This is a genomic window from Pseudoalteromonas byunsanensis (assembly GCF_001854475.1).
GTDB classification, from domain to species: Bacteria; Pseudomonadota; Gammaproteobacteria; order Enterobacterales; family Alteromonadaceae; genus Pseudoalteromonas; species Pseudoalteromonas byunsanensis.
The window spans coordinates 75,413-91,145 of record NZ_MNAN01000025.1 but is presented as its reverse complement, the minus strand read 5'-3'; the positions used below and the strand labels follow the sequence as shown (position 1 = coordinate 91,145).

Sequence of the window (15,733 nt, the reverse complement as noted above, 5' to 3'; positions counted from 1 at the left end):
GCTGCGTTTCGCTTTTTAAGTGATTTAAAATTATAGAGTACGGATTGTCTTACGCTTTGATTTTTAACTCAACTACACCGTGCGTTAAATCGAAAATTTCTTGGCTCGCTCGCAGTGCTTGGCGATGATCAATATCTATGCTCCACTCAATGACTGCGCCGTACTGCTTATCCATCGACAATATCGTAAAGTGCGTATTTAAATATTGTTCTATCGCACCTTGCAACGCGTAGTCCGAATACCCAGTTAAAGTAGACGCAGGTATTTTTAAACTAGTTTGTAACTGCGCCAGCGCATTATTTAACGAGCCGCCATAGGCTCGTACTAAACCACCTGTCCCCAGCTTTATGCCGCCGAAATAACGAGTCGTGACAGCTGTGATCTCACCAAGTCCAGAGCCAATCAAAACATTCAGCATCGGCTTGCCTGCGGTACCATTGGGTTCACCATCATCGGAGAAACCATAAACGTGACTACCTCCGGGCTGGCCCGCTACATGCGCCCAACAATTGTGTCGCGCATCCGGATATTGCTCATTGATTTGCTTAATAAATGCTTTAGCTTCATCAATGCTCGGAGTATGCGCTAGATGCACAATAAAAGTACTCTTCTTTATTTCTTCATGATAGCTCAAAGAACTGTCGGGAATGCGATATTCAGACATGAGATTATTTAACGCCTTACAAACCAAAAAGGGAGCCAAATGCTCCCTTTCATCATACACCGAGTGATTAGCCCAAGTCTAAGTCACGGGTCATATTTTCTAATCGGTCATCGTGAACAATAATATTATCTTCTATACGAATACCACCAAATGGCTTGAACTGTTCAACCTTGTCCCAGTTGATATAGCGCTTGTTATCAGTTTGCGCCAAGTCACCCAGCAATGACTCAATAAAATATAGGCCAGGTTCAATAGTAAATACTTGCTTCGCTTCAATTTTACGAGTGCAGCGTAGGAATGGATGTCCCTCTGGTGGAGCCTGATGTATTCCCGTTTCATCCGCCATAAAACCACCCATATCATGTACCTGTAAGCCAAGATGATGGCCCAGCCCATGTGGGAAAAAGGTCGATGTAATGCCCTTGGCCACAATATCTTCTGCCGGCAATTTTACAATCTCAAAATCGGCTAACACCTGCGCCACTCGTGCGTGACAATCTAGATGTAGTTCTCCGTATAACTTCCCTGGGCTCAGCAACTTACCTAACTGGATCTGGTGCTCATTCATCACATTCACTAACTCAGCAAACTCGCCCTGCTTAGTAAAGTCATATGTACGCGTTATATCCGAAGCATATCCGTTAAAATTTGCACCTGCATCGATCAAAAATGAACGATGTTGCTTTGGAGCCTCGCGTTCAAAGTGTGTGTAATGCAAGATAGCGCAGTTTTCATTCAACGCAACGATGTTGCCATATGGCGTGTCATTTTCCATATGCTGCGTGGCGTTTAAGTACGCCTGCTGAATAGCGAACTCCGATCCACCAGCATAAAATGCATCACGTGCTGCTTTGTGACCAATTACGGCTAAACGGTTTGCTTCGCGCAAACAGCTCAACTCGTACTGAGTTTTATAAGCTCGGTGGTAATGTAGATAGTTCATTACCACTTCAGGATTAACGATAGAAAAGCCCAGAGCCTGTGCCACTTCTAAATACTCACCAATATAAGCAAAATTAGCCTTATCGTAGGGCAAGAATTTTTCAACCTGATCAGGTTGAACCAATAACTCTATATCAAAATAGTCGGCCCAAAAATCATTGGGTTCATCCGGCACTTTGTGCCAGAAGTCAACCGGACGGTAAAACACTAATTTAGGTTTATCTAAACCATTCACAACCAACCAGCAGTGAGGGTTATCAATCACGGGTAACCAGGCTTTAAACTGCGGATTTACCTTAAATGGATAGTACATGTCATCTAAGAATTGACGCTTTGCCTGACCTGAGTGGATCACCAATCCCTCTAGTCCTTCTCGCTCAATAATGGTTTTTGTGCGCTGTTGCAAGGTCGCAATATGTTCAGCGTAATATTGTGCTAATTGTTCCATGGTTAACCGTTTTGTTAGTTGTGATAAATTGAGTCTAACACAAGCTCGAAAAAGCAATCCAGCGAAGTCGCCAGATTGCTACCCATCTATGCCTGCGGCCTGTTCACTATCCAATACAGTGTAAACTAGCCACCTATTTGCATCTCTAAAAGCGGTGCAACGACATTGCCTTTTCTGCCCAACCTTGTGTGATAAACTTGCCTGTAAGCAAATACGTTTTTAACGTAATCTCGCGTTTCTCTATAAGGAATTAACTCTATCCAAAGCTCTGCTGGCATTGCTTCTTTGGGCAACCATTTCTTTATTCGATGGTATCCGGCATTGTAAGACGCTGTAGCAAGCATTTCGTTTCCATCATTTTTCTTCTTCAAATATTCTAAATAGTCGGTACCCATTTTTATGTTAGTTGCAGGGTGGACTAAATTTCTTTTCGAAACACGTTGTTTACTGACATAGCGCGCCGTACTTGGCAACAATTGCATCAAACCATAAGCATTCGCATGGGAGCGCGCATCTGGTGCAAATGAGCTTTCTCTGCGTGCAATGGCAATACTCCATGCCAAGTCAACATGATTATGCTTGCTATACCGCTTGAATAACTCTTCAAAAGCGAGTGGAAAACGTAACTCAACATAATCCCAAGCTTTAATCTGTGCCAGTGTATAAATAGTACTGTCGTACCAGTCCAATTCCGATGCAAGAATTGAAGCCGCCAGTTTTTCCGCCACACTGGATGTATTGGTCAAATAGTTCCATTCACGACGCGCCGAAGTGTAACGCTCTAGCTGATACAACGCTTTTGCTCGTTTAAATCCCGGAGCAAGGGCTACTTTTGCCAATAAGCTTTCAGGCACATCCAACGACTTGGTATTTAGAGAAACCTCCTGCCCCAAACGTCCCGCAGCCAAAAATCCATAATAGTCACGTTCTGTAGCAATGGTTTGCCATAACTGATTAGCTTTGTCCTGATCACCACGCTGCGCGTAGCTGTATGCTAGCCAATAAGTTTGCCCATGACTGAGGTTATCCATACCGGTAAATAACGCCGCAATACCAGACCAATCCTGCTCTTTTAGCATGTTACTCATCATCCACTGACGAAGTTTACTGTCTTGCAACTCAGGTGGAACTTTGTTGAGCCAAAACTTAGCTTCAGGATGTCCTTTTGAGGCCAGAGCTAAGGCAAAGCGATATGCTACACTATCCTTTTGCTGCACTGTAAAGGTAAACATTTCTTGCAACTTATCCCATGCTCGTAATGCCAGTTTTTGATCTCGCCAAATTAGTCGTCGCACGCCATATATCGCTATTTCAGCTTCTTTGCTATTACGATTTTTATATCGATACAATCCAGCTGCAGCACTTGGGTCTCGCCTAACAGTTGTATATAAATCGGCAAGGTATGCTTCGTTTTTGGGCAATAGTGTTTTCAAATAGCTCAATAATGAAACCTGACCACCTTGCGCTGCTTGTGTGATGCGTTGCCACACTAAATCTGAATTTAAATACCCTGCTTTTTGCCATGTGTTAAAAATGCTATTACACGCTCTAGGTTGCGATTTACCAACGACCCATAAGTCTTTAACTTGCTCTAATATCGCTTTTTTAGGCGCACCTAAATCCAGTTGATACTGCAAGTAAGTGCATTTGAGCTCCGTATCAACAGTGTCTTTAAAATATTCGATAAAAAGCGCTTTTTTGCCTCTGCGTTTGAGGTATTTCAGCCAACTTTCACGTACAGGCCACTCTAGGGGGGTGCTATCGTACACGGTGAGAAAATGGGCGATCTGCTGTTGATAACCTAATCTTGGATGGCGCTCATAAAACGCCATTTCTACATAGGGCTTAAGCGGATGATCGAGTTCATTTATCGCCTGGCTGAACGCTCGATAGTTGCCCGACCAAGCTATCTTCTCCGCTTCCTTAAATGCTTCATGATCGCTGCTTGCAAATGAAAACCAACTTGCAACTGCAAGAGAGGTAACAGCGATTCTTGAGATCCATGAGTTCATATCGACCTTCACAAGTAATTGTCTTGAAACGCGTCAGACAACAACAGTTACCTTCTGTTATCTAACAACCCAACCTACTAAGCAAAATCGCTAAAGACGACTAGGCTGTAAGTTCATAAAAAGAGACTTAGCCACCATATCACCAAAGCTTGCGCTTTTTAAGGTGTGGGTAAACGCTGAGTAAATTTTTCATTGCATTTTTCATTTAAAGCGGCCAAACTGGGTGAAATAGCAACTCATCGTACCAGTGTAACTACACGGGAGAACAAGCATGTTATATAAAAGCGAGTCCTTTGTTGTTGATTTTTGCAAAGGCAAGATCGCTGAGTTTAAGTTTTGTGCCTCAGGTTCTGTTAACAAACTTTCTCAGCAAACCCTGCAAGAATGCGCAAAAGCATTCCAAGAATTAAGCCAACGCGGCGATATTGACGCGATGGTATTCACCAGTGATAAAGACCACTTTATTATTGGTGCCGACATTTTTGAGTTTTTACCTACATTCCAGCGCCCAGAAGAAGAACTTGTTGGCTGGATCAAAGATGCAACCGATGTATTTGATGCCATCGAAGACCTACCATTTCCAACCGCATCAGCAATCCATGGTTTAGCACTTGGTGGTGGCTGTGAATGGCTACTAGCGACAGACTTTCGTTTAGCAAGTACTAGCGCCAAAATAGGTCTTCCTGAAGTGAAATTAGGCATTATGCCGGGCTTTGGTGGTACTGTACGCTTACCTCGCTTAATCGGCGCTGATAATGCGATGACTTGGATCACCACAGGTAAAGAAAACCGTGCGGATGAAGCGTTGAAAGTTGGCGCCCTAGACGGCGTTGTCGCGCCAGAAAAGCTACTGGATGCAGCTATCAGCGTACTAGAACAAGCTGTGGCAGGCAAACTAGATTGGCGTGCCAAGCGTCAAGTTAAACTTGAGCCGCTAAAAATGAATCGTACTGAACAAGGTATGAGCTTTGCGATGGCAGAAGGCATGGTATTGGGGAAAACCAAAGGCCATTACCCTGCACCGTTGATGGCAGTTAAAACTATCAAAGCCGCAGCTAATTGCACTCGCGCCGAAGCCATGGCGATTGAAAATGCTAACTTTGCGAAACTAGCTAAAACTAATGAAGCTGCCGCGCAAACAGGTATTTTCCTTGCAGATCAATACATCAAAAGCGTAGCGAAGAAGCAGGCGAAAGCCTCAACTCTCGAAATAAAACAAGCCGCGGTCTTAGGTGCTGGTATCATGGGCGGTGGTATTGCTTATCAGTCAGCCTACAAAGGCACGCCGATTATCATGAAAGACATCAATCAAGCAGCGCTTGATTTAGGCATGAACGAAGCGGCAACCATTTTAGGCAAGAAAGTACAACGCGGTCACATGGGTATGGAAAAAATGGTTTCCACACTTGGTAAAATTAAGCCTACGCTTGAAGAACGTGACCTAGATAGCGCAGACATTGTCGTCGAAGCGGTTGTTGAGAACCCTAAAGTCAAACAGGCAGTGCTATCAGCACTGGAAGAACAGTTACCCGAAGGTACAGTGTTAACATCAAACACTTCAACCATTCGAATTGATGAACTAGCTTCTGCACTTAAACACCCAGAACACTTCTGTGGTATGCACTTTTTCAACCCTGTGCCAAAAATGCCACTTGTTGAGATTATCCGTGGTGAAAAAACTTCTGATGCAACCATCAATGCCGTTGTTGATTACGCATTAAAACTAGGTAAGTCTCCAATCGTTGTTAACGACTGTCCAGGCTTCTTTGTGAACCGTGTACTGTTCCCTTACTTTGCAGGCTTCAGCAAGCTTGTTGTTGAAGGTGCAGATTTCACCGTGATTGATAAAGTCATGGAAAATGTATTCGGCTGGCCAATGGGACCTGCTTATCTACTCGATGTAGTTGGCATTGACACCGCAAATCACTGTACAGGTGTAATGGCTGATGGTTTCCCTGAGCGTATGGCACGCCAGGAAAAAGACCCTGTTGCTGTACTTGCAAATGCACAACGCTATGGCCAAAAGAATAAAGTTGGCTTCTATCAATACGCACCTGATCGCAAAGGCCGTCTGAAAAAATCAAAAGATGCAGCATCTGTTGAGCTGTTGAGCTCTATTTGTGAATCTCACACTGAATTCGACAAACAAACAATTATTGAACGCTGTATGGTACCCATGTTGAACGAAGTACTACTTTGTTTACAAGAAGGTATTGTTGCATCTGCGCAAGAGGCAGACATGGCGTTAATTTACGGGATTGGTTTCCCACCGTTCAGAGGTGGAGCATTCCGCTACTTAGACCAAATTGGCTTGGCCAACTTTGTCGCAATGGCAGATAAATACGCACACTTAGGCGCCATTTATCAAGTATCTGAGCAAACCCGCGCATGGGCAAGCGAAGGTAAAGTGTTCTATTCAGTGGAGGGCCAGTAACATGTCTGTAATGCAACAAGCAGTGATCGTTGATTGTCTTCGTACCCCAATGGGGCGTTCTAAAAATGGCGTGTTTAAACACCGTCGTGCTGAGGACTTAAGCGCACACTTAATGAAAGGTTTATTGGAACGTAATCCAAGTGTAGACCCAGCGTCTATCGACGATATCTATTGGGGATGTGTACAGCAAACTCTAGAGCAAGGCTTTAACGTTGCACGTAACGCAGCGCTACTTGCAGGCATTCCTCACTCGGTACCAGCAGTTACAGTAAACCGTTTATGTGGTTCATCTATGCAAGCACTCCATGATGCCGCCAGAGCAATTATGACTGGTGCAGGCGACACCTATCTTATTGGTGGCGTTGAGCATATGGGCCATGTGCCAATGACCCATGGGGTAGATTTTCACCCAGGGCTGTCGACTTCAATCGCACAAGCTGCTGGCGTGATGGGTTTAACCGCTGAGTACCTAGCTACCTTGCACGGGATCAGTCGTGAACAACAGGACCAATTCGCCTACCGCTCACATCAACGTGCCCATGCAGCAACCGTTGAAGGGCGCTTCGCCAAAGAAATCTTACCGATGCAAGGCCACGATGAGAATGGCGTGCCAATCTTAGTTGAAGATGACGAGGTTATCCGTCCAGAAACAACTGTTGAAGGTCTAAGCCAACTGCGTCCAGTATTCAATCCGGCTTCTGGTACAGTCACGGCAGGTACATCATCAGCTCTATCCGATGGTGCATCAGCAATGCTGGTTATGAGTGAAAGCAAAGCCAAAGAACTTGGCTTGCCAATTCGTGCCCGAATTAAGGCTATGGCCGTTGCAGGTTGCGATCCATCAATCATGGGCTACGGTCCAGTTCCAGCGAGCAAAAAAGCACTGCAACAAGCTGGGATCAGTATCGACGATATTGATGTAGCTGAATTGAATGAGGCCTTCGCAGCACAATCTTTACCAGTACTGAAAGATTTAGGACTACTGGAAGTCGCCGATGAGAAAGTAAACCTAAATGGGGGCGCTATCGCGCTTGGTCACCCATTAGGCTGTTCTGGTGCTCGTATCAGTACCTCACTCATCCACATTATGGAAGAAAAGGGTGCTAAGTATGGTCTTGCCACTATGTGTATTGGTTTAGGACAAGGCATCGCAACGGTGTTTGAACGCGTCGAGTAATCATCCCCTGAGCTAGGCGCTTTATGTGCTCAGCTCACCAAATTCAACTTGGTGACAAAGGTAAAGTGGCATAGCTCTTTGCCTTTTTTCTTACCTTTTTTTCGACATAGGTTTATTTGTGTAGTTGCTGTGGGTAAAATAGTACGCTCATTTTGCATTCTATAGTTAAGCGAGTTACATCATGCCATTTTCAAACCCTGATCACACCCTTGACGCTATTGGCCTTCGTTGCCCAGAGCCTGTCATGATGATCCGTGGTATGGTGAGAAAAATGAATGATGGTGAAACCTTACTGATCATCGCTGATGACCCATCAACCACCAGGGATATACCCAGCTTTTGTGAGTTCATGGATCATACCTTAATCGCAAAAGAAGTCGCCCAAGCCCCTTTTCAGTATTTAATCAGAAAAGGTCTATAAAACGCTCCTTGCCACTGGCGCCAAAGCAGGGCTATACAATGACTAAGCCCTTGACTACCCTCTACTAATCATCACTTTTGGTGATCGACTATCGCTATAGTCAAAAGTAATGATATACCAACCTTTTTTACTGGGCATAAAGCTAAAGTAGTTATAGACCGTATCACAGTCAGCAAGCTGAGGCTGATTGAGCTTCAACGCCCCTTGCACTTTGTACCCACAATTAAAACCCTGACTCCACTGTTCGTCGGCAATTTTAAATTCATACACTTTACCAGGCGTCATAAACTTAGCTTTAACTGTATATATTCCCTCACTTTGCTGCTGCAAAATATAATGGGGTTCTGCATCCCAAAGCGTGAAATCACCGCGTAGGTACATTGTACGATCGAGCGTTCCATCTGTAGAAGGCACCGTGGTGATACTATCTAGTATGTTGATTTGGCTCGAACAGGCTGATAAAAACAACGCCGCCACAGCCATAATGAGCTTTTTCATGTAACTACTCCAATTCTAGTACACAAGATATTAATGTTTAATGAGTGAATACTCGCTTACTCTTAGACCCAATATTACTTTATTACGATGTAAAACAAAAAAGCCAGCGCTAACGCTGGCTTTTTACGACTAATTTTAAATGTTTAGTTTTGTAATACAGAGATATCAGCCGTATTTAAGAATAAACGACTTAGTTGGCTCAATAACGCCAAACGATTCAATTTAACCGCCTCATCGTCTGCCATTACCATAACGTTATCAAAAAAGTCATCTACAGCTTCACGCAAACTTGCTAAGCGTGTTAGAGCTTGTTGATAGTCTCCCTGCTCATAAATAGGAGTTAGTTCAACACTTAAAGCAGCAACCTGCTGAGCCAAAACTTTTTCAGCAGCTTCGGTTAGTAATGCAGGGTTTACTTGCGCATCACTGGTAACATTATTTTTCGCGAGAATATTGTTAACACGTTTATTTGCTGCAGCCAAAGCATCTGCCTGCGCAAGTGTGCGAAAGTGGCTCACAGCTTTAACACGACGGTCAAAATCGACTGGCGAAGTTGGACGTCGCACCAGTACCGCTTGGATCACATCAACGCTAATGCCCTCATCTTGATACCAAGCACGGAAGCGACCTAGCATAAACTCAAGCACATCTTCTGCAACATTACTATTGCTTAGCTTATCACCAAATAATTGTTGAGCCTTGGCCACGATAACATTGATATCAAGTGATAGCTCTTTCTCAACCATGATACGCAATGCACCAATCGCTGCACGTCGTAAAGCAAATGGGTCTTTATCCCCTTTTGGCGCTTGACCAATACCGAAGATCCCTACCAATGTGTCAAATTTATCAGCCAACGCTACCGCATAACTAATTGGGTTTGAAGGTAAGTTGTCACCTGCAAAGCGCGGCATGTATTGTTCGTTTTGAGCCAGTGCAACCTCTTCAGCTTCACCGTCAATACGTGCGTAATGCATACCCATTACACCCTGTACATCGGTAAATTCCATCACCATTTCAGTCATGAGGTCGGTCTTACTTAACAGACCTGCACGCTCGGCTAAAGCTTTGTCAGCACCAACGTGCTGTGCGATAAAGCCCGCCAGCGCAGAGATACGCTCTGACTTGTCTTTCAAAGTTCCTAGCTGCTTTTGGAACAAAACAGAATCAAGCGAGGTTAAACGGCTTTCCAGCGTTTTCTTCTTATCGGTTTCAAAGAAGAATTGTGCATCAGCTAAACGAGGGCGAACTACCTTCTCGTTTCCAGAAATTACAACACTTGGGTCTTTACTTTCGATGTTCGACACAAACAAGAATTTGTTAATCAGGTTGTCATCGTTATCTAACAACGGAAAGTATTTTTGGTCATCTTTCATCGTATAGATCAGCGCTTCAGCAGGCACAGCTAAGAATGCTTCTTCAAACGATGCTGTCAACGTAACAGGCCACTCTACCAATGAAGTGACTTCTTCAAGTAGGTCTTCGTCCATTGCTACTTTGGCGTTAACCGCTGCTGCTGCCGCTTCGATTTGTGTGCGGATCATGTCCTTACGCGCTTGGTAATCAGCAATAACATATGCACCTTTAAGTACATCAAACACCTCATCAGCGTGCGTCACTGTAACGCGCTCTGGATGATGAAAGCGGTGGCCTTGTAATTCATTACTGATCTGTTTGCCAAGAACTTCGCCGTGTACTTGGGTGCTACCAAGTAAAGCAGCGACCGTATGTACTGGACGAATAAACTGAGTTTTGTTCGCACCCCAACGCATCGGTTTAGGGATTGGCAACTTAGCCAGCGCCTTGTTCATCGCATCGGCAAGTAGTTCAACTGTTCCTTGCCCTTTTACGGTAGCGCTGTGCATTAACCATGCGCCTTTATCCGTTTCTAAAGTTTGTGCTTCACTGACATCGATACCACAACCTCGCGCCCACCCTTGAGCGGCTTTAGTGGGATTGCCATCGGCATCATACGCCGCGGCTATCGCAGGGCCTCGTTTTTCAACAACTTTATCCTGCTGCTGTGTCTCCAATGCGCTTACTCTTAAGCCCAAACGACGTGGTGACGCATACCAATTAATCGCTTGATAGCCAAGCTCAAGCGCCTGAAGTTCAGTCGCCATATTTTCACAAAATGCCTCCGCAAGCTTACGTAAGGCTTTTGGTGGTAATTCTTCAGTACCAATTTCTACTAATAGATTTTCAGTCAACATGCTTAATCCTTACAAAGCGGGAAACCAAGTGCTTCACGAGCGTCATAGTAAGCCTGTGCACAAGCTTTAGATAGTGCACGCACACGCAAAATGTAACGCTGGCGTTCTGTTACCGAAATCGCGTGGCGAGCATCCAGTAAGTTAAACGCGTGAGATGCTTTCATTACTTGCTCATAGGCAGGTAATGGTAAGCCAGCTTCGATTAGCTTTTGACTTTCTTTTTCACACTGATCGAATTGAGCAAATAGCGCATCTACATCAGCATGTTCAAAGTTATATGTAGACTGTTCTACTTCGTTTTGATGGAACACATCACCGTAGGTTACTTTACCCATTGGCCCGTCGGTCCAAACTAAGTCATAGATACTGTCCACACCTTGTATATACATGGCTAGACGCTCTAGACCATAAGTTATTTCACCAGTAACTGGAGCACATTCAATTCCACCCACCTGTTGGAAATAGGTGAACTGAGTTACCTCCATGCCATTAAGCCAAACTTCCCAGCCAAGTCCCCAAGCACCCAATGTAGGTGACTCCCAGTTATCTTCAACGAAGCGAACTTCATGAGTTAGGGTATCAATTCCCATGGCTGCTAATGAACCAAGGTAGAGCTCTTGAATGTTATCCGGTGATGGCTTTAAAACCACTTGGAACTGATAGTAATGTTGCAAGCGGTTAGGATTTTCACCATAGCGGCCATCCGTTGGACGACGACAAGGTTGAACATACGCGCTCGACATTGGCTCAGGCCCAATAGACTTTAAGAAAGTCATAGGATGGAAAGTACCCGCACCAACTTCCATATCTAGAGGTTGTGCAATTACACAGCCCTGCTGTGCCCAGTAGTCCTGTAAAGCCAGGATCAACCCTTGAAAGGTTTTTACGTCATATTTTTGCATAGTTGGCTTAGTTATAATTAGGATCTTTATTGTCCTTGAAACACGCGGTAGCAATCTACTCACTGACAAGGATTAATGATTGAAAATTGTGCTCAGTATACCGCGAGCAGTGCCTCGTTTTAAACGTTAAAATGCAAAAAAACAGTTTAAAACCCTCTTTTAATCGGATAATGCAGGAAAGGTTTTTATCTCCTTGGCAAAAATAGAGAGTGAGCTCAATAAAGACGCCTTTTTAATTTACAGACCACCTCATCTATTATTCCCTTGAATGGCTCACATATGGGCTGTGCCGCGCTTGAGTGCTAAGCTCACTAATGAACTTAACACATGGTTAGTCGTCACACATTCCTCAATGCCTATAAAGTAAAGCTGCAATTCCAGACATAAAAAAGCCACCCTAATTAGGATGGCTTCTTAGTCACTTTCATCAATTGTGATGATTTTATTTCACGGCTATAAGACACACTGCCATGAATAATGAGATCCCACAAACATGTTATACGTCTAGGTTAACTACGCGTAGTGCGTTCGTTTCGATAAACTCTCGACGCGGCTCTACCTGATCACCCATTAGCGTAGCAAATAGCTGATCGGCAGCAATTGCGTCTTCAATCGTTACACGCAACATACGACGAGCCCCTGGGTCCATAGTAGTTTCCCAAAGTTGGTTAGGGTTCATCTCACCCAAACCTTTATAACGTTGTGTATACAAGCCGCGCTTCGACTCTCCGATCAGCCATTCTAGGCCATCGACAAAGTTATCGACCGGGAAGATTTTTTCGCCTCGTTGGATATAACCATCTTTTTCAAATAACTTGCTAACCAGCTTGCCAGTGTGAGCAATGCGAATATAGTCTTTTGAAGTGATGAAGTTATAGTCCAGTGTATATTCTTTATCTACACCATGCTGGCGGATTTTGACCACAGGGTAATACATGTGGCGCTCATCATCAAAGCTAACATCTGAACTAAAAATCGTAGCATCTTCATCGCAGTCAACTAAATCTGCGACCAATGATTGAGTCCAAGCTTTTACTTTTTCTTGGTCAGACAAATCTGACTCTGCTAGTTCAGCTTGATAAATCAAACGATTGGTTACCGATGCAGGGTATTTACGATTTAAGCGCTCAATGATTTTCACTGTATTTTGATAGTCATTAACGATTTCAGCTAGCGCATCTCCTTCAACCGCTGCAGCACCTTCACTTGGATAAAGTGCTGCACCATTAAGTGCTAGTGAAGTTAGATATACCGTTAGTGCCGCATCATCTTTAATATATTGCTCTTGCTTACCTTTTTTCACTTTATACAAAGGAGGCTGAGCAATATAAACATAACCACGTTCAATAATTTCCGGCATTTGACGATAGAAAAAGGTCAACAGCAAGGTACGAATGTGCGAGCCGTCGACGTCCGCATCGGTCATGATAATGATACGGTGGTAACGTAGCTTTTCAGGGTCGTATTCATCACGACCGATACCACAACCCAACGCGGTGATAAGTGTTGCAACTTCCTGCGAAGACAGCATTTTATCAAAGCGTGCTTTTTCCACGTTTAGAATCTTACCTTTCAAAGGCAAAATTGCTTGATTCTTACGGTTACGACCTTGCTTTGCAGAACCACCCGCAGAGTCACCCTCCACTATGTAGAGTTCAGAAAGAGCTGGGTCACGTTCCTGACAGTCTGCAAGCTTACCAGGTAAGCCTGCTAAGTCCATTGCGCCTTTACGGCGTGTCATTTCACGTGCTTTACGAGCTGCTTCGCGAGCTCGTGCTGCGTCAATGATTTTTCCCACAACCGTTTTTGCATCGCTCGGATGCTCTAATAAGAATTCGCTAAGCTTTTCTGCCATAGCTTGTTCTACGGCCGCTTTCACTTCACTTGAAACTAGCTTATCTTTGGTTTGTGATGAGAATTTTGGATCCGGAACCTTAACGCTCACGACGGCTGTCAGACCTTCACGGGCATCGTCACCGGTTGCATTACTGGTAGTTTTCGCTTTCTTATTAAAACCTTCTTTTTCCATGTAGGTATTTAGCGTTCGTGTCAACGCAGCACGGAAACCGGCTAAGTGAGTACCACCATCTCGTTGAGGGATGTTATTTGTAAAACAATATATATTTTCTTGGAAGCCGTCATTCCACTGCATTGATACTTCAACGCTAATTCCGTCTTCACGTTCTGTTGTAAAGTGAAAAACACTCTGGTGAACGGGGGTTTTCTTACGGTTCAAATACTCAACGAACGCTCTAATACCACCTTCATATTTAAAGTGGTCTTGCTTACTTTCTTCTCGTTCATCATTTAAAATGATACTCACACCTGAGTTTAAGAACGATAGCTCGCGTAAACGTTTTGCAAGAATATCATAGTGAAAGTTTAAATCTGTGAAGGTTTCACCGCTAGGCCAGAAGCGTAGCTCAGTCCCCGTTGTATCAGATTCACCAATCACTTCTAATGGCGCATCAGGCACACCCATGGTGTATTTTTGTTGATGCACTTTACCTTCACGGCGGATTGTTAATTGTAGTTTTTCTGAAAGTGCGTTAACAACAGATACACCTACACCGTGTAGACCACCTGAAACTTTATAGGAGTTATCGTCAAACTTACCACCCGCGTGCAGAACGGTCATAATAACTTCGGCGGCTGAAACACCTTCCTCTTCATGAATTGAAGTAGGAATACCTCGACCATTGTCACGAACAGATACTGATCCGTCCGTATGGATAGTGACAAAAATATCATCACAGTAGCCAGCCAGCGCTTCGTCGATTGAGTTATCTACAACCTCGAATACCATATGATGTAGACCTGTCCCATCATCAGTATCCCCTATATACATTCCTGGACGCTTTCTTACCGCATCCAATCCTTTCAGTACTTTAATACTGGACGAATCGTAATTTTCAGACATGGTTTCTTCCAATTATTTTGTTATTAAGCTGCCATGTTTCACGTGGAACATACTGCAAGCTCTTTGCATTGGTTCCACAACAGCAGAAATACTTTCAGCGGTGATAGCCGTTATAAACAGTTGTGACCGACATAAGGCTAATAAAGCAGAAACACTCTGCATCGTCTCTTCACCTAACTCTGAAGGTAAGTCATCTATAAGCAGAATTGACTGCTTATCTGTCTCTGACTCAATTAAACTATTCTGCGCTACTTTAAGCGCATATAAAAGTAGTTTGAGTTGACCCCGAGACAAAATGTTTTCTACGCCATGACCTTGACTATAAAAACTGAAGTCAGCCTTATGTGGCCCCTTACTTGTATAGCCAAGCTTCACATCGCGCTCAAATTGTTGCTCTAATTGTGATGCTAAACAATCTTTCCACCCAGCATCATATCTTAATTCTAACCCAGAAAATATGGGTATTTGACCGACTATTTTATCAAAAAATAGCGCTTCAAACCTACTTATATAAGCCTTTCTATGTATATTTATTTCTTCAGCAAGGCGAACATATTCTTTGTCCCAATATTTGACCTGCTCAGCGTAGTTTGAGGGTCTAGATTTGAGTAGCGCATTACGTTGTTTTAAAATTTTATTAAAATTACGCCACACATTAAAAAATGCATGTTCCACGTGGAACACACCCAAATCAAGAAACTTTCTACGCTCCTTTGGTCCACCAAAAAATAGCTCATAGCTCTCTGGCGTAATAACTTGCACAGGTATCAATTGGGCTAATTCCGACATTTTCCTGCTTGATTGCCCCTGAATCTTAAGCTTAGTTTCACCCGCACTATCCTTGCTTATTCCTACCGGTATAGACAAGTTATGTATTTGTTTTTTAGCGTGTACCACACAGCGGGTTTGCTCATGACGGATCAGTATTTTGTGTTTGTTCGTGCGGAAAGATTTACCATGGGAGAGAAAATAAATGGCTTCAAGTAAAGATGTTTTACCGCTACCATTTGCCCCGTAAATAACATTTATATCGGGACCTGGTTCAAAAGATATTGCCTCGATGTTACGAAAGTCACCGAGGCTAAGATGCGTTAAGCTCATA

11 protein-coding genes are annotated in these 15,733 nt (G+C 43.8%); 3 read left to right on the top strand and 8 right to left on the bottom strand.

From position 1 onward, the window contains the following. Positions 1-49: 49 nt before the first annotated feature. From BIW53_RS03715 to BIW53_RS03705, 3 genes are all read right to left on the bottom strand, one after another. Positions 50-664, bottom strand: coding sequence for a YigZ family protein (locus tag BIW53_RS03715; protein ID WP_070990468.1), 615 nt, complete (start codon positions 662-664; stop codon positions 50-52). A gap of 67 nt (positions 665-731) precedes the next feature. After that, positions 732-2,054: a Xaa-Pro dipeptidase gene (pepQ, locus tag BIW53_RS03710; protein WP_070990467.1), complete on the bottom strand. Its 1,323-nt coding sequence runs from the start codon at positions 2,052-2,054 to the stop codon at positions 732-734. Between the two features lie 125 nt (positions 2,055-2,179). Beyond that, positions 2,180-4,066 carry a transglycosylase SLT domain-containing protein gene (locus BIW53_RS03705; protein WP_070990466.1) on the bottom strand — a complete coding sequence of 629 codons (1,887 nt, stop codon included), beginning with the start codon at positions 4,064-4,066 and terminating at the stop codon, positions 2,180-2,182. A gap of 271 nt (positions 4,067-4,337) precedes the next feature. Here BIW53_RS03705 and fadB point away from each other — a divergent pair, with 271 nt between their 5' ends. The 3 genes from fadB (at position 4,338) to tusA (ending at position 8,098) form a co-directional block, all read left to right on the top strand. Then, a complete protein-coding gene (gene fadB / locus BIW53_RS03700; protein WP_070990465.1) occupies positions 4,338-6,500 on the top strand; it encodes a fatty acid oxidation complex subunit alpha FadB in 2,163 nt (720 codons plus the stop codon). A 10-nt stretch (positions 6,501-6,510) separates the two neighbouring features. Next, on the top strand, positions 6,511-7,677 hold the full coding sequence (gene fadA / locus BIW53_RS03695) for an acetyl-CoA C-acyltransferase FadA (RefSeq protein WP_070990489.1): 1,167 nt from the start codon (positions 6,511-6,513) through the stop codon (positions 7,675-7,677). Between the two features lie 181 nt (positions 7,678-7,858). After that, positions 7,859-8,098: a sulfurtransferase TusA gene (gene tusA, locus BIW53_RS03690; RefSeq protein ID WP_070990464.1), complete on the top strand. Its 240-nt coding sequence runs from the start codon at positions 7,859-7,861 to the stop codon at positions 8,096-8,098. A gap of 54 nt (positions 8,099-8,152) precedes the next feature. On the opposite strand, the gene BIW53_RS03685 is transcribed toward tusA, so the two are convergent. The 5 genes from BIW53_RS03685 to recF form a co-directional block, all read right to left on the bottom strand. Further along, complete coding sequence (locus tag BIW53_RS03685) at positions 8,153-8,596, bottom strand: early set domain-containing protein (protein ID WP_070990463.1); 444 nt, start codon at positions 8,594-8,596, stop codon at positions 8,153-8,155. A 143-nt stretch (positions 8,597-8,739) separates the two neighbouring features. Continuing rightward, positions 8,740-10,809, bottom strand: a complete 2,070-nt coding sequence (glyS, locus tag BIW53_RS03680; protein WP_070990462.1) for a glycine--tRNA ligase subunit beta — start codon at positions 10,807-10,809, stop codon at positions 8,740-8,742. Positions 10,810-10,811: 2 nt separating this feature from the next. Beyond that, entirely contained in the window at positions 10,812-11,711 is a 900-nt protein-coding gene (gene glyQ, locus BIW53_RS03675) for a glycine--tRNA ligase subunit alpha (RefSeq protein ID WP_070990461.1), read from the bottom strand. A 496-nt stretch (positions 11,712-12,207) separates the two neighbouring features. Then, positions 12,208-14,631 carry a DNA topoisomerase (ATP-hydrolyzing) subunit B gene (gene gyrB, locus BIW53_RS03670; protein WP_070990460.1) on the bottom strand — a complete coding sequence of 808 codons (2,424 nt, stop codon included), beginning with the start codon at positions 14,629-14,631 and terminating at the stop codon, positions 12,208-12,210. Positions 14,632-14,643: 12 nt separating this feature from the next. After that, complete coding sequence (gene recF, locus BIW53_RS03665) at positions 14,644-15,732, bottom strand: DNA replication/repair protein RecF (RefSeq protein WP_070990459.1); 1,089 nt, start codon at positions 15,730-15,732, stop codon at positions 14,644-14,646. Position 15,733 lies beyond the last annotated feature (1 nt).